The following is a 19,529-nucleotide window of genomic DNA, read 5'->3' as shown; positions in this document are numbered from 1 at the left end:
CCAATTTGGCCAGGTCGATTATTTCCTGAGCGATAGGGGTTTTCGACCTGGCCGAGAAGAACACCTTGACCTTGGGCATCAGCAACGAGGTTGCGTGCTGCTCCAGCACCACACCGATACGCCCGCTCTGCAGGCGCACCAGCGAACCGGTCGGGTAGATGCCGACGGTTTTGACGAAGGCCTTGAACACCACCTCATCGAAATGTCCCGTCCACTCGGCCATCTTGCGGATCGACTCGGCCGGTTCCCAGCCAGCCTTGTAGGGCCTATTGGAGGTGACTGCGTCATATACGTCGCAGATCGCACCCATTTTCGCAGGCAAGCTGATTTGCTCGCCGGTCAGTCGATGGGGGTAACCGCTGCCATCGATTTTCTCGTGATGGTGCAGGCAGACGTCCAGCACCAGGGCACTGACCTGCTTGCCCGCCAGGAGAATCCTGCTGCCGGCCTCGGGGTGCTCACGCACCCTGGCAAACTCGGCATCGCTCAGCTTGCCCGGTTTATTGAGCAGCTCGACAGGCACCGTCATCTTGCCGATATCGTGCAGCATCCCCGCCAGGCCGGCTTCGCGCACCTGGGCCGGGCCCATTCCCAGTTGACGCGCGAGTGCAATCATCAGCGCACAGACCGCCACCGAATGCATGTAGGTGTATTCATCGGCACGCTTGAGTCGCGCCAGGCTGATCAGGGCATTGGGGTGGCGCATGATCGAATCGGAAATCTCCGCCACCAGATCCTCGGCCTGCTCGAAATCCAGCGCCTTGCCCATCCGCGCAGCGCCGAACATCGCCATCACGGCCTGCTTCGAGCGATCGCAGAGTTTGCTCGCGCGATTCAACTCATCTTCCAGTGAACAGCTCTCCCCAGCAGGCGCCGCTGCAGCCACCAGTAAGCGCTCTTGCACCTGCGCCTCAGCCTCTACCCTGGAGACACTGGCCTGACCCACCTCGACATCCAGCCCCTTGCTGGCATCGATCCATAGCTCGCTGATGCCGCAGGACTGGATGCGCAGCAAATCCTTGTCGGTCTCGAGTAGAAACCTGGCCTTCCAGAACGGATGATCCATCCACGAGCCGCAGAATTCCTGGATGTACATGCCGATACGTAGATCGGACATGGCTATGCGTTTCAACATCGGCATCGGCAGCACTCAGGTCGGGGGGCGGCAGCATCTGATTCGGCAACATGGGTTCGGATACATTAGCCGAATGAGGCGCATCCTGGCCGGGCATAACGAGCATGATAGCGATATGCCTTCACTTGCGTAGCCCTGGAGCTCGGTCGCCGGTCTGCTTACCATGTCGACCCCCTCTCAGCCCCAGCCCGTGCACGACAAGGAGTACCCATGCGCCATTTGCTGACCGGCCTGAGCGTCACCCTGCTGTTGCTGCTCAACACCCTGAGCCTGATCGGCCCGCTGCTGCTGATCGCCCTGGGCAAGTTCCTCCTGCCGGGCAAGGCCCTGAAGGCGGCCAGCTCGCGCGGGGTGATGTGGGTGGCGGAGACCTGGGCCGAGCTGAACAAGCTGATCTTTGCCATCCTGCTGCCGACCGAGTGGGACATCCGCGGCGGCGCCGAGCTGCGCCAGGACACCTCCTACCTGGTGATCGGCAACCACCAGTCCTGGGTGGATATCCCGGCCCTGATCCAGGCGTTCAACCGCAAGGCGCCCTTCTTCAAGTTCTTCCTCAAGCGCCAGCTGATCTGGGTGCCCTTGCTCGGCCTGGCCTTCTGGGCCCTGGACTACCCGTTCATGAAGCGCTATTCCAAGGCCTTCCTGGCCAGGCACCCGGAGCGGGCAGGCGAAGACCTGGCCAGCACCCGACGCGCCTGCGAGAAGTTCAAGGAGCTGCCGGTGACCGTGGTCAATTACCTCGAGGGCACCCGTTTCACCCCGGCCAAGCACGCCGCGCAAGGCTCGCCCTACCGCTACCTGCTCAAGCCCAAGGCCGGCGGCGTGGCCTTCGTCCTCGCCACGCTGGGCGAGCAACTGGACGCGGTGCTGGACGTCACCGTGGTCTACCCGGGCGAACAGATCCCCGGCTTCTGGGACCTGCTCAGCGGCCGGGTGGCGAGAGTCATCATCGACATCCAGACCCGCGAACTCGACCCGGCGCTGTGGCAGGGCGATTATCAGAACGATGCGCAGTTCCGCGTCTTCCTGCAGGGCTGGGTCAGTCGCCTGTGGCAGGACAAGGACGCCCGCATCGCCGCCCTGCGCGCCGAACTGCACGGCCCCGCGAGCGGTTGAGGCGAGGCTGCCCCCGGTCGCACCAGCAGTAACGCCGGCGTCGCCGCCTGATACACTGCGCGTCATTTCGATTTGCAGGCCTGAACCGTGACCCACACCGCTTTCTCCTCACTGCCGCTGTCCGCCGCCATGCTGGCGAACCTCGAGTCGCTCGGTTACACCGAGATGACGCCGATCCAGGCGCAGAGCCTGCCGGTGATGCTCAAGGGCATGGACCTGATCGCCCAGGCCAAGACCGGCAGCGGCAAGACCGCCGCCTTCGGCGTCGGCCTGCTCAACCCGCTCAATCCGCGCTACTTCGGCTGCCAGGCGCTGGTCATGTGCCCGACCCGCGAACTGGCCGACCAGGTGGCCAAGGAAATCCGCCGCCTGGCCCGCGGCGCCGACAACATCAAGGTGCTGACCCTGTGTGGCGGCGTGCCCTTCGGTCCGCAGATCGGCTCGCTGGAGCATGGCGCGCAGATCATCGTCGGCACCCCGGGACGCATCCAGCAACACCTGGCCAAGGGCACGCTGAAGCTCGACGGCCTCAACACCCTGGTGCTCGACGAAGCCGACCGCATGCTCGACATGGGTTTCTACGACAGCATCGCCGATATCATCGGCCAGACCCCGAGCAAGCGGCAGACCCTGCTGTTCTCCGCCACCTACCCGTCGAGCATCAAGCAGTTGTCCGCGGCCTTCATGCGCAACCCGCAGCAGGTCAAGGCCGAGGCCATGCACGACGACGCGCAGATCGAACAACGCTTCTACGAGATCTCCCCCGAGGAGCGCATGGACGCGGTGGTCAAGCTGCTCGCCAGCTTCCGCCCCGAGTCCTGCGTGGCCTTCTGCTTTACCAAGCAGCAGTGCCAGGAAGTGGTCGACCACCTCGCCGCCAACGGTATTTCCGCGGCGGCCCTCAATGGCGACCTGGAACAACGCGACCGCGATCAGGTGCTGGCGATGTTCGCTAACCGCAGCCTGTCGGTACTGGTGGCCACCGATGTGGCCGCCCGCGGCCTGGACATCGACGCCCTGGACATGGTGATCAACGTCGAACTGGCGCGCGATTCGGAGATCCACATCCACCGCGTCGGCCGCACCGGCCGCGCTGGCGAGAAAGGGATGGCCATGAGTCTGGTCGCCCCCGCCGAAGGCCATCGCGCCCAGGCCATCGAGACCCTGCAGAAGAGCCCGCTCAACTGGCACCCGCTCAGCAGCCTCAAGGCCAAGGCCGGCGACCCCCTGCAACCGCCGATGATCACCCTGTGCATCAGCGGCGGACGCAAGGACAAGGTCCGCCCCGGCGACATCCTTGGCGCCCTCACCGGCGATGCCGGCATCCCCGGCAGCCAGGTCGGCAAGATCGCCATCTTCGACTTCCAGGCCTATGTCGCAGTCGAGCGCGGCATGGCCCAGCAGGCCCTGAAACGCCTGAGCGAAGGCAAGATCAAGGGCCGCACACTGCGCGTGCGCTCGCTGTAAGGCATTCGCCACGGCGCGCCGTGGCGACGACTTTGCCTATGTCCCCGTTGCCGGTTACGCGGAAACGTAGGGTGGGTTAGTGACGCCGAGCAGTGTTTGAGCAGTAGCTGCGGTAGCGGTGCGTCACGTAACCCACCAAGCGGTAATAGGCCTGTCCCATCAGATGGGTTACGGCGCCAATGACTACGCGGCAAGAGCACTACGAGAGCGGTGCAGGGTGGATGACGCCTTTTTCATCCACCCGCCCGCGCGCTTGTCGCCACCCCGCCCTTGGGCAATCATGACCTTTCCCGTCGGCTGTCGCCGGCATCCGCCTGATGCCCCCTGCCGCGGGCGCCCCAGCCCAGGAGCCGCCATATGTTCGAGGCCTTCGCCGCACTCAAGCAGCACTTCGCCGCCCTGCGCAGCGACGCCGAACACTGGTCGCTGCGCTATGTGCGCGAAGACCATCAGCACTTGGCGATGCGCAAGCAGGTGGCCGAGCCGCCGCGCTTCAGCCGCGACCAGGGCGCGATGCTCAGTGTGCGGCTGGCCGGAGTCGAGGCCTACGCAGCGACCAACGACCTGTCGCGCCAGGGCCTGCAGGCCGCGCTGGAGCGGGCCACCGCGCTGGCCCGACGCATCGCCCCGCAGGCCTTGCTCGAGCTGCATGCACTGACGCCCTCCGGCGAACGCGGCGAGTACCGCTCGCCCCGCCTGGAACAGGAATTCCCCTCGCTCGCCGCCTGCTACCAACTGCTCGCCGCCGAGTCCGCCGCCGTGCCCAGCGACCCGCGCCTGGTCATTTGGCGGGTCGGCCTCGACCTGACCCAGGTCGAGCAGCTCTACCTCAACAACAGCGGTGCCGAACTGCGCCAGGCCCAGCGCTTCGTCTACCCGCACCTCAGCGTCACCGCCTACGACGGCCAGGACAGCCAGACCCGCAACCTCGGTGGCGCCCACCTCGGCCAGCAGGGCGGCGCCGACGTGATCGAGCGACTGGGCCTGATCGGCGCCGCGCCGCAGGTCGCCGACCAGGCCCTGCAACTGCTGCTGGCGGCCAACGCGCCGAGCGGCCCGCGCGACCTGCTGCTGATGCCGGACCAGATGATCCTGCAACTGCACGAATCCATCGGCCATCCGCTGGAGCTGGACCGCATCCTCGGCGACGAGCGCAACTTCGCCGGCACCAGCTTCGTCAAGGCCAGCGACTTCGGCCGGCTGCAATACGGCTCCAGCCTGCTCAACGTGACCTTCGACCCGCAGATTCCCGAGGAGCTGGCCAGCTACGCCCATGACGACGACGGCAGCCCGGCGCGCCACGAATACCTGATCCGCGACGGCCTGCTGCTGCGACCCCTCGGTGGCGCGCTGTCGCAGTGGCGCAGCGGCCTGGCGGGCGTGGCCAACAGCCGCGCGTGCAACTGGAACCGGCCGCCGATCGACCGCATGGCCAACCTCAATATCGAACCGGGCGAACAGAGCCTGGAACAACTGATCGCCGGCATCGAGCACGGCATCCTGATGGCCAGCAACCGCTCCTGGTCGATCGACGACGCGCGCAACAAGTTCCAGTTCGGCTGCGAATGGGGCCAGCTGATCGAGCACGGCCAGTTGCGCGGCGTGGTCAAGAACCCCAACTACCGTGGCATCTCCAGCCAGTTCTGGGGCTCGCTGGCGGCCGTCGGCGACGCCAGCACCCGCGAGGTGCTCGGCACCCCACACTGCGGCAAGGGCGAACCCAACCAGGTGGTGCGCGTCGGCCACGCCACCCCGGCCTGCGTATTCAGCCAGGTCGACGTATTCGGCGGAGCCGCCTGATGGACAACCTCAATCAATTTGCGGCGCTGAACGAATGGCTGCGTGGCGCGCTGAGCCCAGGCGAAGAATTCAGCCTCGGCTACAGCGCCGAATCCTCCGAATTCATCCGTTTCAACCAGGCCAAGGTGCGCCAGGCCGGCCACGTGCAGCAGGCCAGCCTGCGCCTGCAGCTGATCCGCGACGGCCGCCATGCCGAGCTGCAGGTCACTCTCGGCGGCCCGCCGCAGGTGGATCGCCAGCGCCTGGCCGACGCCCTGGCGCAGCTGCGCCAGACCCTGCCGCTGCTGCCGCCCGACCCTTACCTGCAGCTCAACCGCGAGGTCTGGCACAGCCATGTGCTGCAACTCGAAGCGCTGCCGGACAGCGCCGCGGTGGTCGAGCAGATCGGCCAGGCCGCGCAGGGCCTGGACCTGGTCGGCTTCTACGCCGCCGGCCCGATCAGCCGCGGCTTCGCCAGTTCCAGTGGCGCCTTCGGCTGGCACCAGGCGAGCAGCTTCACCTTCGACTGGAGCCTGTTCCACGCCAACGGCCAGGCGCTCAAGGCGCAGTACGCCGGCCAGACCTGGCAGGCCGCCGCCTTCGCCCAGCGCATGCAGCAGGCGCGCGAGCAACTGAGCCACCTGGGCCAGCCCGTGCGCACCCTGGCGCCCGGCAGCTACCGCGCCTACCTGGCGCCCGCCGCCCTGCAGGAAATTCTCGAACTGATGAGTTGGGGCGGCTTTTCCGCCCAGGCCCTGGCCGACAAGGACAGTCCGCTGCAACGCCTGCACGCCGGCGCCGCCAGCCTCAGCCCGCTGCTCAGCCTGCATGAGCAGGTCGCGGGCTCGCTGACCCCGGCGTTTTCCAGCGAAGGCTACCCGCGCCACGACCTCAGCCTGATCCAGGCCGGCCAGCCCGGCGAGCAACTGGTCAGTTCACGCAGCGCTGCCGAATACGGCCTGCCGGCCAACGGCGCCAGCCCCTGGGAGAGCCCGCAGGCGCTGGCCATGGCCGCCGGCGGCCTGGAACAGGACGAGATCCTCGCCCGCCTCGGCACTGGCCTGTACATCGGCAACCTGTGGTACCTCAACTACTCCGACCGCCCGGCCGGGCGCCTCACCGGCATGACCCGCTTCGCCACCTTCTGGGTCGAGGACGGCAAGCTGCAGGCGCCACTCGCCAGCATGCGCTTCGACGACAGCCTCTACGACCTGCTCGGCAGCCAGCTCGAAGCCCTGACCCGCGAACGCGAGCTGAGCCTGTCCACCAGCACCTATTACCAGCGCCACAACGGCTCGACCCTGCTGCCCGGCGCCCTGCTCCGGCGCCTGACCCTGACGCTCTAGCTCGCCAAGACCTGTCGCCCAGTCAACGCGGACGCGTAGGGCGGGTGCCCCCCTCGGCCAGGCAGGAGGAAGATCCGCGCTCAAAGCCCATGCCGCGCAAGAATCGCCGCATAGCTGCCATCTGCACGCATGGCGGCGATGGCCCGGTCGAACGCCTCGGCAATCTGCTGGTGGTCCGGATGGCTGCGGCGGATCAGGATATGCAGGCCGTTCTCGCTCAACGGTCGCGCCACGAACTCCAGCTCATCGCGGATCTCGCTCAGCTCGCGAGCGAAGTGATAACGCGCGACGAACTCGTCCTCCAGGGTCAACTCGACCCGCTTGGCCTGCAGCATGCGCGCGGCGCTGGCGAAATTGCCGACACCCACCTTGTACAGCCGCGGGTCGCTGTTGAACTCGGCGGAATAGGCATAGCCACGCACCACCGCGATGCGCTGGATATACAGATCGGACAATTGCTCGAACCGGATGGCGCTGCCCTTGCGCCGCAGCAAACGGATGCGGTTGATCAGGTAGGGCTGGGAAAAGTAACCGAAGCTGGCGCGCTCCTCGGTATACCAGGCGTTGATCAGCACATCGTAGTCGCTGCGCTGCAAACCGTGCACCGCCCGCTCCCAGGGCGCCTGCGCATAGGTCGTGGCATAACCGGCACGAGCCAGCGCGCTGCTCACCAGATCGGAGGCCACACCATTATTCAGCAACGTCTGGTCATTGAACGGCGGCCAGGGGTCAGCCACCAGCCGCAGGGTCTGCGCCGTCACAGCCAACGGCAACAACACAAGCGATAGGCACAACGCACGTAATCCGTTCATGACTGGCTGTCCACAAGGCAAAGACTCCAGGCTGGTCATCCCGCCGTACGGCGGGTCTGCCAGCCCTATTGGTTATCGCCGTACTGAACCATCATGCGGGTGGCGAGGCAACCGCTATCGGGTACGCCAGTACGGCTTGAAGGACGCATAAAACGGGCCAAGCCGCCTGCACGCACTGCTGGCGGCCGGGTGAAAGAGCGCTTTGCGAGTAACGGTTGGACAAGCCGCAGTGAAAGGGCCGTTCTGCAGCCTCTTTGTTGTGCGTTCGGGCTGAATTGCTCCGCGGGGGTTCGCACAACGGTTTGCGCCTCTCGCCGGGTGACCACGCCAGCATCCAGCGCGACTCGCCTATTGGCCAATTGGCTGGCCGTGCCCTGGCCGGCCGGCACCGCCAAGCGCCGCTCCGTCTAACAAAAGCGTTAGATCTCAGCCTGTTGGCTGGTGGCACATCGCAACCGGCATTGAAGGGGGGATGAGCGATCCCTCGTCATTCAGACGCCGCGCTGTCGCGCAGCAAACGTGCTAGCCCGCTAGCACCTGTAGGAACGGCTTCAGCCGCGAAGCTTTGCTGTGCCACGAAGAATTCGCGGCTAAAGCGGAACGCCGCCCGGCCGCTCCTACAAAAAAAACAATAACCCATAAAATCAATGAGTTATTTATTGTTTGATAAGCGTGATGTAGCGGCGCAGCAACTGCTAGCGATCGGCGCCTCGGCCGGTGGACCGGCGGCCATCGTGCTGATTCAGCACGTCGATCAGGTGTTTGCCGCCGGCATGGCCGATTGGCTCACCCTGAGCTCCGGAGTGCCGGTGCGCCTGGCCCGCGATGGCGGGCTCAAACAAATGCGCGAGCGAGGCTTTCTGACTCCGCCTTCGATTACTCCAACACAGGACGTGCGTTAACCGCCTGCACGGGGCGATTGTTGGGATGATGAATCATATGCAAAAACTGCTCTATCTGTTCTTTGGATGCTGAAATCGGCTGCTTCATTACCAGCCAACGCACGCCTTCGGAGCAAGGCGGGGTCGTCAACGAACCGTTGAACCGGTAGTAATCACGCTGTGCAGGCAAGATCTCCAGCGGGGAGATGTCTGACGCCAGGGCCACTTTTTCGCCCTTTTTCGGCATGTGCGCCCAGGCTTTTGCCAGCGCCTTGTTCGCCTCGCCTTCGGTAACCATAACCGCTACCACGGCCAGGTTGCCGTTCTTGTCGGCATGGACGAGATGCCCTTCCATTGGATAGGACTTGCCACGTATCAGGTTTTCACTCGGCACGTGGAAGTGGAACTGCTTCAGGTCGAACTGGATGTCATCAACGCTGATGCTGCTGCCCGGAAGGGTATTGACCTGAACGGTGTGGCCGTTATTCAGAATTTCCGAACTGCCTGCTGTGTAATTAAAAACAACGGGCTTCAGCTTGGCATCGATAAAACCAGTCAGGTTGATCGGCGACTGATTGCTCCCGGCACATGCGCCGAACTCCGGGCTCAGTTTTGCCCAGTTATCAGGCCCAGCTTCGCCGGCATAGTCCCAAGCGGCGCCATCACTGGAAAATGCGAAACTTGAAAACAACAACATGCCAGCTGCGATCAATGTTCTTTTCATGGTTCTACCCCTGAGTGTCTTGTCAATGGAAGCGGCAAAATAGAAGGTCGGCCGTTAAGACCACGTTAAGGTCCATTAACGAGGCTGCCAGCGCCGGCCGGAAAGGTCAGGACGAAGCGGGTTCCCCCGGCCTCCGGAGTTTCCAGGCGCACGTTCCAGCCGACATGATCGACCACGCGTTTGACAATCGACAGGCCCAGGCCGGTACCTTCATGTGCCGGTCGCTCATCACCGTGGACAAAGCGGTCGAACAATCGCTTGCGCACCTTCTGGGGAATGCCCGAGCCGGTGTCTTCGATCAGCAGCCGGGCAGCGCTAAGTTGAACCAGAATACGGCCCTGCTCAGTATGCCGACAGGCGTTACGCAGCAAATTGCCGATCACGATGCCGGCCAGTTCGGGATGCACCTGGACCGATACCTGTTCGCTCCACTCCAACCTGCATTCGACTAGCTTGTCGTGCAGGAGGGACCGGCAACGCTCCATTTCCGACTCGATGATGGTGTTGAGCACGATGCACGGCGCATCCTGAGACTCCGGAGCGCGTGCGAGCAAGAGCAATGCGCTGACCCGTTGCGCGGTTTCAGCCGCCACGCGCCGGATGCGCTCCGCTGTAGCAAGCTGCGCCGGGCGCTCCGACAATTGCGGGATCAGCACTTCCGCCGCGCCCAGCATGATGGTCAGCGGCGTGCGCAACTCATGGCTGACGTCGCCAGTGAACAGCCGCTCGCGCTGCAGGAACTGCTGCAGTTCGTCAGTGCGCTTGGCGAAGGCGCGCGCCAGGACGCCAATTTCATCTTGTGCAGAGAGAGAAGGCAGTTCAGTCGGCCCTGCGTTGCGGCCGACCGCGTCGGCAAGCGCCGCCACCGGTGCGATTATCCGCTTGGCGCATAACACGCCGAGCACCGCGGCGAGCAGAACACTGACGGCAAAGCCGAGCGCCAGCGACAGGAGGATTACCAGTTCCGTGTGCTCGAGCTCGCCGACCTCCTGCAGGACGGCGTAGCGGCTGGAACCCTGATCGCGCAGCAGCGCATGAACGTGCCGATTGCCGACCCCCACTTCATGGAAACCAGCGGGTAACCGGCGCAACTCGACTGGAATATCGGCATCGATCAGGAAACGAATATCCGACGGCGCATCCGGCATGCGCCCGCCCCGCTGAAAGTCGATCAGCCTGTCGGCCATCTTGGCCAATCGGGCATCGATTACCTGCTCTTCAATGACCTTCACCGAGATATAGGAAACCAGGCTGAAGGCGCCGGCCACTATGACCGCCAACAGGATGTAGGTGAGCGAAATGCTCTGTTTGAGCGTAAGCCTAGGCTTCACCGGGCACCACCAGTCGATAGCCGGTACCCGGCAGCGTCAGCAACATCGGCTGGGGAAAGGGTTTGTCGAGCACCTGACGCAACGTATGGATATGGGTGCGTAAGGCATCGCTATCCGGCGGGCTGTCGCCCCATACCTCCCGTTCGGCTGCTTGGCGGGTCATCAGCGTCGGTGCGGCCCGCATCAGCGCGGCGAGAATCTTGTAACCCGTCGGCGTCAGCTCGAGCGGCTGTCCGCCACGGGTGACCTGACCGGTGCCAGCGTCCAGCCGCAGGTCGCCGAAGATCAGCACCGAGTGCACATGCTCGTTGCGCGAGCGGCGTACCAGAGCCTTCAGGCGCGCATCCAGTTCGGGGAGGGAATAGGGTTTGACCAGGTAGTCGTCGGCACCGACCTCGAAGCCAGTCAGTTTGTCGTGCACCGTGTCGCGGGCGGTCAGCATCAGGATCGGCGTCGCCAGCCGATACTCCTGGCGGAGCGTACGGCAGACCTCCAGGCCATCCATGCCCGGCAATGACAGGTCAAGGACGATCGCGTCATGGCAGAAACCCGTGGCGCAGGCGACACCGGCATTGCCATTGCGCGCCACATCCAGCGTATAGCCGAGTGGTTCCAGATACCCGTACAGGTTCGCGATGATATCCGGGTTGTCCTCAACGATCAGTACATGCATAAGTTCCCCGCCCATCTGCCCGATCAATAGGGTCAGAGTGATGGATTTTAGAGGATCAATGTTTAGATCAATGTCTCTGAACCCATTGATCGGGCATTCACCAGGGCAGTTCTTCACCGCGATAATCCAGGAATTTCCCCGAGTCCCTGGGCGTCAGCCCGCGCAGCACGCGGATGATCCCCGCGATGCTTTCGCTCGGGCTCTGTGCCGCTTGCGGGCCGCCCATGTCGGTGCGGACCCAGCCCGGACTTATCACCACGCAGATGAACTCCTCGGGTCGCAGTTCCGCGGCCAGGGTGCGGGTGAACATGTTGAGGGCGGCTTTGCTCTCCCGATAACCGTATGCCCCCCCTCGCGTGTTGCGCGCGAGACTGGCGAGATCGCTGGTGATGTTGACCACGGTCTTGCCGGCGCCGCGGCGCAGCGACGGCAGCAGCGCCTGGGTCACGCGCAGCGGCCCCAGGGTATTGACTTGAAAATAGCGTTCGAGCGCGTCGGCATCGACTTCTTCGAGCCGGTACAGCCAACTGCCGATGCCCGCGTTGTTGATCAGGATGTCCACCGGCAGATCGCCGATCCGTTCCCTGAATTGTTTCACGGAGGCGCTGTCGGCCACATCCAGCTGCTCGACCCTGACCCCCAGCTTGCGCAGATCATCGGCCTCTTCGGGTCGCCGCGCGGTGGCGATGACGGTGGCGCCGGCTGCGGCGAATTGGCGCGAGAATTCCAGGCCGAGCCCGCGATTGGCCCCGGTGATGACCACGGTCTGCTGGGGATGTCGCGCATCCGCGACGGAGCGGTCTGCCTGCTCCGCGGCAAGCGGAGCACCGACGGGGAAGAAACAGGCAAGCAACAGCGCGATAATGGACAGTCGCCGGGCCTGACACATGCAAGGTATCCTCTGAGCTACGTAAGGCGCCGCCGCGTTACGGGTTGTCGAGCATTTTGCCGCCGGTGCTTGCACGGTACAACCGAGGCCGACGGCCATTCGGGTGATTGTTGCATGAAGTATTGGTCCTCATCGCGCAGGGATTTTCTCAAGGCCATCGCGGGACTCGCGCTATCGGGCACATCGCTCGCACGAACCAGCGGGCCGCTTCAGCGGCCGGTATTGATCGTGGGAGGCGGCCTGGCTGGGCTCGCGGTGCTCGATGCGCTGCAGGCCGCTGGCCGGCCAGCGCTGCTGTTCGAGGCGTCGGCGCGCCTCGGTGGGCGCATCCTGACGATACGTGACGGATTGGAGCCGGGGCTTCGCGCCGAAGCCGGCGGCGAACAGATCATGCGCAGCCACCAACGCGTGCACCGGCTCGCCAGCGACTTGCGAATCCCGCTGGCCGACTACCCGTTCCTCGAGGGGGATCTGGTCTTCCGCCACCACAGCCGCATGCTTCGTTTCCGTCTTCCGTCCGACCTCCCCGCCGATTTGACCGACGGCCTGTCACCGTGGGAGAAAACCCGCTGGCCGCACCGCCTGCACCTTGCGTATACCGAGAATGCCGATCCGGTGGCCGACGACGACCCCCGCAGCGCCCTGCAGTGGCTGCGGGATCTCGGGCTTTCGCGACGCGGCGAAGCCTTCGTTCGGGCCTTCGCCACGGTTGACCCGGAGCAAACCAGCGCCGCGCACTTCCAACGCATCGCCCGCCGCGAGGCCGCCGGCGGCAACTCGCAGGTGCTGGCGGGCGGCAGCGATCGTCTGATCGAGGCATTGGCCGCACGACATGCGCAATCGATCCGGCGCAACACGACAATCAGGAGCGTGGTGATCGGCGAGAACACGGCTACGCTCCTGGATGCAGCTGGCGTGGCCCACGTCGCCGATCAGGTCGTGCTGGCGCTGCCCCTCGGGCCGTTGCTGCAGCTGGACTACCGGCCGGGACAGCCACGCTGGCTGGCGCGCTGGGGTGAAGCGCGGGTCGTCGCGCATGAATTGAAGGTGCATGGGCAAGTGGATGCCCGGGAGTTCGCGGCGCTCGGCATCCGCCAGCACATCATGGGGTTCGAATTCCCGAGAATGACCTGGCTGCTGCCGGAGCATTCCGCGAACGGCAAAGCGGTGCTCAATGCCACGGCGGTCCACCGGCAACTCGCGCTGGTCAAAGAGGCCCGGTTTCGCGGCGTCCAGGACATGGATCGATTGCTGAGGCAGCGACTTCCCCTGCTGCGCACCCTGGAGGTGACGACGCGCGGCGAAGACTGGGAGAACAATCCGCTGATCTGCGGGGCTTACACCTATGTTCCCGCAGGGTCGCGGGGTTCGCCGCCGGTGCTGCGGGAGGGCCCGCTGGTGCTCGCAGGATCGGACTACTCCGATTATTCGGGTTGGATGGAGGGCGCCCTGCAATCCGCCGAAGTGGCCGTTAGCGAGATCCTCCGGGCGTAGTTCATCGAGCGTTCGTGGATCAATAGCGTCAGGGTGATTGATTTTAGAGGATCAATGTTCAGGTCAATGCCTCGGCCCCCATTGACCATTAATTGGCTCTGCACTATTCGCGTGTCAGCCGACCAATAATGGCGAAGGAAAAACGACCAGCCCTCCCCCGTTGTTCGCTTTCTTCGTTCAGGCCAGCCACGCTAACGTCCAGCGGTCAAGGCCACACCATACGTAAAGGATCTACGCCATGAGCTTTACCACGCATCGAACCATCCTGTTCGGGGACTGTGACCCGGCGGGTGTTGTCTACACGCCCCGCGTTTCCTATTTCGTGATCGAAGCGGTACAGGATTTTATGACCCATGCACTTGGGGCTCCGGCCATTCGCGAGATTTTCGCCATGGGGATTCTTCCGCCTGCGCGGGCATTGGCAATCGAGTTTCTGGCCCCCATGGTCTGGGATGAGGTGATTGCGATTCGGGTCAGCACTATGGCGCTGAGCACCTCGTCCTTTAGTTTTCTGGTAGAAGGCCGCAATAGCGCGGCCGAGATGACGTTTCGCGCCACCTTGACCCAGGTAGCCATATCGCCGCAAAGCAAGCGCCCAGTCCCGCTGCCCCAGACATTGCGCGATGCCTTGTCCGTGACTTGAGCGGCGGCGCGGGGAACCGACAAGGGCTAATGTTTAGTTCAGTTTCTCTGACCCTATCGATCGAACGCCGAACCATGCAGGCGTGACCAGAGCTGGACCAAGAGTCTGGTGGTGGGCTAGGCAAACCTTGGGGCACGCTACAACGGTTCTTTCGCCTCAAAAATGCTGTTCAAGAGCCGAGAGCGCGATCTTTCTGGAAAATTGCTCTGAATATCAGTGTGCTGGGCAGACCCTACGCCAAATCGCCATGAGAACGAGAGATGGATTTATTTAGCAGCCTGAACCAACGCTAAAATATAACCGCCCCAGTTTTCTCATGTGGACAAGCCAAGGTTGCTGCGGCCCGGATAACGCGGGCTATGTAGCCGGGAACGGCAGGAGGGAAGGTCATTATTTTCAACCCAGACCAGTGGACGTTATTGCACAGCAGTCTCGTGTTCTCGATCTGCGCCGCGACTATCGCCGTTCTGGGGACGCGGCTTACCCGCATAGTTGATCAGCTCGCCGACCGTACCGGACTGGGAGAGGCGGTCACTGGCGCGATATTGCTCGGGGCTGCGACCTCGCTTTCCGGCGCGGTTCTTTCCGTAACCGCAGCCTGGAAGGGACACCCGGAGCTGGCCGTCAGCAACGCCCTGGGCGGAATCGCGGTACAGACTCTGTTCCTTGCGGTAGCCGACATTTTCTACAGACGGGCGAACCTGGAGCACGCCGCTGCCTCCGTGCCCAACATGCTGCAGAATGCCCTCCTGATTTCGCTCCTGGCGCTTATCCTGTTAGCGCCCTACATGCCTGGGTTTACCATCTGGGGCGTGCACCCGGTCACGCCGGTTCTCTTTGGCCTCTATGCCTATGGGATCCATCTGGTGAAGGGGGCGCAGCAGAAACCCATGTGGCACCCGTCCGTCACCAGAGAGACACGCGAAGACGTTCCAGAACCCGAAGAGGCGACACCGGCGCTGCCAAGATTGACGGTCGAGTTCCTGGTCTTGATGCTCTTGCTGGGGCTAGCGGGCTGGATATTGGTGCCGGCGGCCACGAATATCGCGGAGCAGACCGGGCTCGGGCAGACCACAGTCGGGGTATTTCTTACCGCCACCAGTACATCCCTGCCAGAACTCGTCACCTCTATCGCAGCGGTGCGACGCGGAGCCCTCACCCTTGCAGTCGGTGGCATCGTCGGCGGCAACGCGTTCGACACCTTGTTCACCGCCGCATCCGACGTGGCTTATCGAGAGGGGTCAATTTATCACGCAGTCTCGGATGACACGATTTTCTGGGTCATCCTCGCGCTCGTCATGTCAGGCATTCTCATGATGGGTCTGATCAGACGCCAGGAGCAGGGCTTTGCCGGTATCGGTGCCGAGAGCGTCGCCATCATCACCGTGTACGGGCTTGGTGTCGGCCTGATGTTCAGCCGCTGATTCGGCTCGTTCAATGTATGAATCACGATGGATGCAACTCAGGGTCGGCCCCACGCAACGGCTTAAACAAGAAGAAAGAACATCGCCCGACACAGGCAGATAACCGCTTAGACAACCCATTTTTGCCTCGGGATTCATGCTTCGAGGAAAGGGGAAAGGCATGCAGCAGGGCAGTTCCGAGCCAACGTGGAAAGAGGGGCGCTAGCCGCGCCGGCAGTTGCCCGCCGCCTAAACTCGACCATCGCAGCAGCAAACAAGCACCAAAGTACTATTCGTACCGGGCGCTCGGCTTCGTACCCTGAGGCTATGATGCGTCTACTCCTGCTCCTCGCCCTGCCGGTTCTCCGCGCCCTGACTGCTTTGCACGGCGTGACTGCAGCACTTGCGCTGCTGGTGCTGTTCGGCTGTGCAACCGCAACGGCTGCCGAACCGGCTGAAAATACCGGCAGCCCATTACCCGTGCTGACCCTCAGTGTGCTGCAGTTCGGTACCGCGCACTGGGGGCTCGAACACCTGCAGCGCCGGCAGCTGGACCGGGCGCATGGCTTCGAACTCAAGGTCAGGCTGGTCGCCGATTTGCCGGCTTCGCGGCTGGCGGTGTCCAGTGGCAGCGTCGATGGTGCCGTGGCCGATCTGCTCTGGGCGCAAGCGCGTTATGCCGCCGGCACGCCCTTTGTGTATCTGCCGTTTTCCTCGCAGATCGGCGAGATCGTGGTCGCCGGCGACAGTGCCATCGACCAGGTGGCCGATCTGGCGGGCAAGCGCATCGGCGTGGCCGGCGGGCCTGACAGCCTCGGTTGGCTGCTGGTGCAACAAGCGGCCCGCCAGCAGGGCATCGACCTGGACCGTGCTGCCGAGGTTCAATTCGCCGCGCCGCCGCTGCTCAGCCAGGCCCTGCGCCGCGGTCAGGTGGATGCGCTGGTGACCTATTGGCACTTTGCCGCACGCCTGCGCGCCGAGGGCGGCAGCCGCTCCGCCTTTGCCCTGGACGACCTGCTGCAGGCGCTGGGCCTGCACCCCGACCTGCCGGTTCTGGGCTATGTCTTCCCGCGGGCCTGGGCCGCGCAGCATCCGGGGCTGCTCGGCAAGTTCGACCGCGCGTTGCGCCAGAGCAACAGCGAACTAGCCGCCACCCCGGCGCATTGGGACGCCATCCGGCCGCTGATGCGCGCCGAGGACGACGCGGTGTTTGCCGCACTGCGGGACGGCTTCGTCGCGGGGATTGCCGAACCGCTGGATGCCGAGCGCGTCAGCGACCTGCGTCGCCTGCTGACCCTGAGCGGAACCGATCCGGCGCATCTGCTGCCTGAGGCGCTGTTTTTCCGGGCCGGACCATGAAACCGCCACGCTGGACCTACTGGATCATGCTGCCGCTGGCCGTGGTGCTGTGGGCCGCGATCGCCGCGACGCTGGAGACGCCGTTGCTGCCCACCCCGAGCGCCGTGCTGGACTCGCTGTGGCGGTCGCTGCAGAACGGCGACCTGCAGCAGCACCTGGGTGTGACCCTGCGCCGGGTGATCATCAGCTTTGTCCTGGCGATGCTGCTCGGCGCGCTGCTGGGCGTGTGGATGGGCCGCTCGGCGCTGGCCAATGCGCTGTTCGACCCCCTGCTGGTGCTGTTTCTCAATCTGCCGGCGCTGGTCACCATCATCCTGCTGTATGTCTGGTTCGGCCTGGTCGAGGCGGCGGCGGTCCTGGCCGTGGTGATCAACAAGGTGCCCAATGTCGCGGTGACCCTGCGCGAGGGCGCGCGCAGCCTCGACCCCAGGCTGGAGCAGATGGCCCAGGTCTACGCCTTCAGCCGCTGGCAGCGGCTGGCGGATGTCTGGCTGCCACAACTGTTCCCGTACCTGATGGCCGCGACCCGTGGCGGCCTGGCGCTGATCTGGAAGATCGTGCTGGTGGTCGAGCTGCTCGGCCGCTCCGACGGCATCGGTTTTCAGCTGCACATGGCCTTTCAGGTGTTCGATGTGGCGAGCATTCTGGCCTACAGCCTGGCCTTTATCGCGGTGGTGCAGCTGATCGAGCTGGCGCTGCTGCAACCGCTGGAACGCCGGGCCTCGCGCTGGCGTGAAGCGGGAGCGCAGCATGCTTGAGCTGCAGATCGACGGCCAGGCCAGCGGCCATCCGGTGCTGGGCGCCATCAGGGCCCGGGTCGCCGAGGGCGATCGCATCTGCCTGCTGGGGCCTTCCGGTATCGGCAAGACCACCCTGCTCAACGGCATCGCCGGGCTGGACCGGCGCCTGAGCGAGCGGATGATTCAGCACAGCGCCGAGCTGCGGGTCGGCTACCTGTTTCAGGAACACCGCCTGCTGCCCTGGCGTAGCGTGCGCCAGAACCTGGCCATGGTCGGCGCGCGCAACGACGAGATCGACCGGCTGCTGGCCGAGGTCGGCCTGGCCGAGGCTGCCGAGGCGCTGCCGGACCAGCTGTCGCTGGGCATGGCCCGCCGCGCCGCGCTGGCCCGCAGCCTGGCGATCAAGCCGGACCTGCTGTTGCTGGACGAGCCCTTCGCCTCGCTGGACCCCGATCGTGCCGCCGAACTGCGCAGCCTGATCACCCGCCTGCTGGACGCGCACCCGCACATGGCGATGATCTGCGTCACCCACGACGCCAGGGACGCCGACCAGTTGGCCAACCGACTCTGGTACCTGGATGGCGCACCCGCCGAACTGCAATGGGACCAGCCCCTGACCGCGGTCGCCAGCGCCAGCCGTATCAGCGCGGCGTTGCGCACGCCATGCGCCTAGTCGCGAGTCGCGTGACTCCTGCTGCAGCAGGCCGTTGAAAAATGTAGGCGAGGCAGCCAAGACAAGGCGCAACGGAGTAACAACCGCAGGCTCGCACGCGAGGCCATTTTTACCGCTGTATTGACAACGTAGGTAGTTTTTCAACGGACTGCTAGGCCCCGCTCGCTGGAGGCGTCGATACCGTTGAGCCTTGCTAGGTTGGCACTGAGCCTGCGAAGCCCAACAGGGAGTGCAAGCACTCCGCTCGGCGTCCTGGCTTATGGCTTATGGCTTGGCTAGTGGCCTGACTTATGGCCTGGCTTGCAATCGCCATGTTGGGCTTCGCGGAGCCCTGCCCAACCTACGCAGCCATACGCGCTGTCCGCTGAGACTAAACTTGCTTGTGCGGAGCGGTTTGGTCCGGCTCAGGCGACCTGGACCAGCCGCAGTCGAACCACCCGGCATTCCCGGAGGCACAGCATGCCCACCACAGTCCGCGCCCTGCAGGGAGATATCACCCAACTGCCGATGCAGGCCATCGTCAACGCGGCAAACGCCTCGCTGCTCGGCGGCGGCGGGGTCGACGGGGCGATTCATCGCGCCGCCGGGCCGCAGCTGCTGGAGGAATGTCGCCAGCTGGGCGGTTGCCCGACTGGCGAGGCCAAGCTGACCCGGGGTTATCGCTTGCCCGCCGAGTACGTCATCCACACGGTGGGGCCGGTCTGGCATGGCGGCGGCCGGGGCGAGCCGGCGCTGCTGGCCGCCTGTTACCGGCGCTCGCTCGAACTGGCCGCGGCCCAGGGCATCCGCAGCCTGGCCTTCCCGAACATCAGCACCGGCATCTACGGTTACCCGCTCGAACTCGCGGCGCAGGTCGCGGTGAGCACGGTACGGGCGGCACTGGAAGAGCTCGATGGCCTCGAGGAAGTAATCTTCTGCTGCTTCTCGGCCCGCGACCTGCAGGTTTACCAGCGCCTGCTCGGCGAACAACCCGGCGGCGCCCCCGCACCGCCCTGGCAGGCGCCAGGCGATTAGAAGCTGTCCACCTGCAACAGCTCTATCGGCCGCTCATCATTGCTCAGAGT

17 protein-coding genes and 1 pseudogene are annotated in these 19,529 nt (G+C 64.5%); 12 read left to right on the top strand and 6 right to left on the bottom strand.

The window, feature by feature from the left end; all coding sequences use genetic code 11:
- On the bottom strand, window positions 1-1,135 hold a 1,135-nt coding region (locus ABZE94_RS11320; RefSeq protein WP_372875621.1), incomplete at its 3' end, for an HD-GYP domain-containing protein.
- 210 nt (window positions 1,136-1,345) lie between these two features.
- Between ABZE94_RS11320 and ABZE94_RS11315 the strand changes: the two genes are divergently transcribed.
- The 4 genes from ABZE94_RS11315 (at window position 1,346) to ABZE94_RS11300 (ending at window position 6,843) form a co-directional block, all read left to right on the top strand.
- Window positions 1,346-2,251: an acyltransferase gene (locus ABZE94_RS11315; RefSeq protein ID WP_372875619.1), complete on the top strand. Its 906-nt coding sequence runs from the start codon at window positions 1,346-1,348 to the stop codon at window positions 2,249-2,251.
- Window positions 2,252-2,338: 87 nt separating this feature from the next.
- Complete coding sequence (gene dbpA, locus ABZE94_RS11310) at window positions 2,339-3,718, top strand: ATP-dependent RNA helicase DbpA (protein ID WP_372875618.1); 1,380 nt, start codon at window positions 2,339-2,341, stop codon at window positions 3,716-3,718.
- 357 nt (window positions 3,719-4,075) lie between these two features.
- Entirely contained in the window at window positions 4,076-5,518 is a 1,443-nt protein-coding gene (locus tag ABZE94_RS11305) for a TldD/PmbA family protein (protein WP_372875617.1), read from the top strand.
- Window positions 5,518-6,843, top strand: a complete 1,326-nt coding sequence (locus ABZE94_RS11300) for a TldD/PmbA family protein (protein WP_372875616.1) — start codon at window positions 5,518-5,520, stop codon at window positions 6,841-6,843. Before ABZE94_RS11305 ends, ABZE94_RS11300 begins: the two co-directional genes overlap by 1 nt.
- Window positions 6,844-6,923: 80 nt before the next feature.
- Here the strand turns inward: ABZE94_RS11300 and ABZE94_RS11295 are convergent, their stop codons facing one another.
- Window positions 6,924-7,655, bottom strand: coding sequence for a substrate-binding periplasmic protein (locus tag ABZE94_RS11295; protein ID WP_372875615.1), 732 nt, complete (start codon window positions 7,653-7,655; stop codon window positions 6,924-6,926).
- Between the two features lie 680 nt (window positions 7,656-8,335).
- On the opposite strand from ABZE94_RS11295, the pseudogene ABZE94_RS11290 reads away from it, so the two are divergent.
- Window positions 8,336-8,485 (top strand): annotated as a pseudogene (locus ABZE94_RS11290) (chemotaxis protein CheB); the annotation flags it as partial.
- A 46-nt stretch (window positions 8,486-8,531) separates the two neighbouring features.
- Here ABZE94_RS11290 and ABZE94_RS11285 read toward each other — a convergent pair.
- The 4 genes from ABZE94_RS11285 to ABZE94_RS11270 all read right to left on the bottom strand — a co-directional run bounded on the left by ABZE94_RS11285 (window position 8,532) and on the right by ABZE94_RS11270 (window position 12,153).
- On the bottom strand, window positions 8,532-9,260 hold the full coding sequence (locus tag ABZE94_RS11285) for a carbonic anhydrase (protein ID WP_372875614.1): 729 nt from the start codon (window positions 9,258-9,260) through the stop codon (window positions 8,532-8,534).
- 65 nt (window positions 9,261-9,325) lie between these two features.
- Entirely contained in the window at window positions 9,326-10,528 is a 1,203-nt protein-coding gene (locus tag ABZE94_RS11280; RefSeq protein ID WP_372875613.1) for a sensor histidine kinase, read from the bottom strand.
- A gap of 52 nt (window positions 10,529-10,580) precedes the next feature.
- The gene (locus tag ABZE94_RS11275) at window positions 10,581-11,264 is read right to left on the bottom strand and encodes a response regulator transcription factor (RefSeq protein ID WP_372875620.1); all 684 of its coding nucleotides are present in this window, start codon (window positions 11,262-11,264) and stop codon (window positions 10,581-10,583) included.
- A gap of 97 nt (window positions 11,265-11,361) precedes the next feature.
- Window positions 11,362-12,153: an SDR family oxidoreductase gene (locus ABZE94_RS11270; RefSeq protein ID WP_372875612.1), complete on the bottom strand. Its 792-nt coding sequence runs from the start codon at window positions 12,151-12,153 to the stop codon at window positions 11,362-11,364.
- 114 nt (window positions 12,154-12,267) lie between these two features.
- Between ABZE94_RS11270 and ABZE94_RS11265 the strand changes: the two genes are divergently transcribed.
- The 7 genes from ABZE94_RS11265 (at window position 12,268) to ABZE94_RS11235 (ending at window position 19,479) form a co-directional block, all read left to right on the top strand.
- Window positions 12,268-13,647 carry a flavin monoamine oxidase family protein gene (locus tag ABZE94_RS11265; RefSeq protein ID WP_372875611.1) on the top strand — a complete coding sequence of 460 codons (1,380 nt, stop codon included), beginning with the start codon at window positions 12,268-12,270 and terminating at the stop codon, window positions 13,645-13,647.
- Between the two features lie 238 nt (window positions 13,648-13,885).
- Window positions 13,886-14,290, top strand: a complete 405-nt coding sequence (locus ABZE94_RS11260) for an acyl-CoA thioesterase (RefSeq protein ID WP_372875610.1) — start codon at window positions 13,886-13,888, stop codon at window positions 14,288-14,290.
- 419 nt (window positions 14,291-14,709) lie between these two features.
- Window positions 14,710-15,714 carry a sodium:calcium antiporter gene (locus ABZE94_RS11255; protein ID WP_372875609.1) on the top strand — a complete coding sequence of 335 codons (1,005 nt, stop codon included), beginning with the start codon at window positions 14,710-14,712 and terminating at the stop codon, window positions 15,712-15,714.
- Between the two features lie 309 nt (window positions 15,715-16,023).
- Window positions 16,024-17,052, top strand: coding sequence for an ABC transporter substrate-binding protein (locus ABZE94_RS11250; protein WP_372875608.1), 1,029 nt, complete (start codon window positions 16,024-16,026; stop codon window positions 17,050-17,052).
- Window positions 17,049-17,810: an ABC transporter permease gene (locus tag ABZE94_RS11245; protein WP_372875607.1), complete on the top strand. Its 762-nt coding sequence runs from the start codon at window positions 17,049-17,051 to the stop codon at window positions 17,808-17,810. Before ABZE94_RS11250 ends, ABZE94_RS11245 begins: the two co-directional genes overlap by 4 nt.
- Window positions 17,803-18,465 carry an ATP-binding cassette domain-containing protein gene (locus tag ABZE94_RS11240; RefSeq protein WP_372875606.1) on the top strand — a complete coding sequence of 221 codons (663 nt, stop codon included), beginning with the start codon at window positions 17,803-17,805 and terminating at the stop codon, window positions 18,463-18,465. The genes ABZE94_RS11245 and ABZE94_RS11240 overlap by 8 nt, the downstream gene beginning before the upstream one ends.
- A gap of 459 nt (window positions 18,466-18,924) precedes the next feature.
- Window positions 18,925-19,479 carry an O-acetyl-ADP-ribose deacetylase gene (locus tag ABZE94_RS11235; RefSeq protein WP_372875605.1) on the top strand — a complete coding sequence of 185 codons (555 nt, stop codon included), beginning with the start codon at window positions 18,925-18,927 and terminating at the stop codon, window positions 19,477-19,479.
- Window positions 19,480-19,529 lie beyond the last annotated feature (50 nt).

The sequence above is a fragment of the Pseudomonas sp. genome (assembly GCF_041601375.1).
Taxonomy (GTDB): Bacteria; Pseudomonadota; Gammaproteobacteria; order Pseudomonadales; family Pseudomonadaceae; genus Aquipseudomonas.
This window is presented reverse-complemented; position numbering and strand designations above follow the sequence as displayed.

Coding starts and splice junctions, on each gene's coding strand:
- ABZE94_RS11260 (WP_372875610.1), top strand. CDS start 13,886: ATGAGCTTTACCACGCATCGAACCATCCTGTTCGGGGACTGTGACCCG.
- ABZE94_RS11300 (WP_372875616.1), top strand. CDS start 5,518: ATGGACAACCTCAATCAATTTGCGGCGCTGAACGAATGGCTGCGTGGC.
- ABZE94_RS11305 (WP_372875617.1), top strand. CDS start 4,076: ATGTTCGAGGCCTTCGCCGCACTCAAGCAGCACTTCGCCGCCCTGCGC.
- ABZE94_RS11275 (WP_372875620.1), bottom strand. CDS start 11,264: ATGCATGTACTGATCGTTGAGGACAACCCGGATATCATCGCGAACCTG.
- ABZE94_RS11270 (WP_372875612.1), bottom strand. CDS start 12,153: ATGTGTCAGGCCCGGCGACTGTCCATTATCGCGCTGTTGCTTGCCTGT.
- ABZE94_RS11235 (WP_372875605.1), top strand. CDS start 18,925: ATGCCCACCACAGTCCGCGCCCTGCAGGGAGATATCACCCAACTGCCG.
- ABZE94_RS11265 (WP_372875611.1), top strand. CDS start 12,268: ATGAAGTATTGGTCCTCATCGCGCAGGGATTTTCTCAAGGCCATCGCG.
- ABZE94_RS11285 (WP_372875614.1), bottom strand. CDS start 9,260: ATGAAAAGAACATTGATCGCAGCTGGCATGTTGTTGTTTTCAAGTTTC.
- ABZE94_RS11245 (WP_372875607.1), top strand. CDS start 17,049: ATGAAACCGCCACGCTGGACCTACTGGATCATGCTGCCGCTGGCCGTG.
- ABZE94_RS11240 (WP_372875606.1), top strand. CDS start 17,803: ATGCTTGAGCTGCAGATCGACGGCCAGGCCAGCGGCCATCCGGTGCTG.
- ABZE94_RS11315 (WP_372875619.1), top strand. CDS start 1,346: ATGCGCCATTTGCTGACCGGCCTGAGCGTCACCCTGCTGTTGCTGCTC.
- ABZE94_RS11250 (WP_372875608.1), top strand. CDS start 16,024: ATGCGTCTACTCCTGCTCCTCGCCCTGCCGGTTCTCCGCGCCCTGACT.
- ABZE94_RS11295 (WP_372875615.1), bottom strand. CDS start 7,655: ATGAACGGATTACGTGCGTTGTGCCTATCGCTTGTGTTGTTGCCGTTG.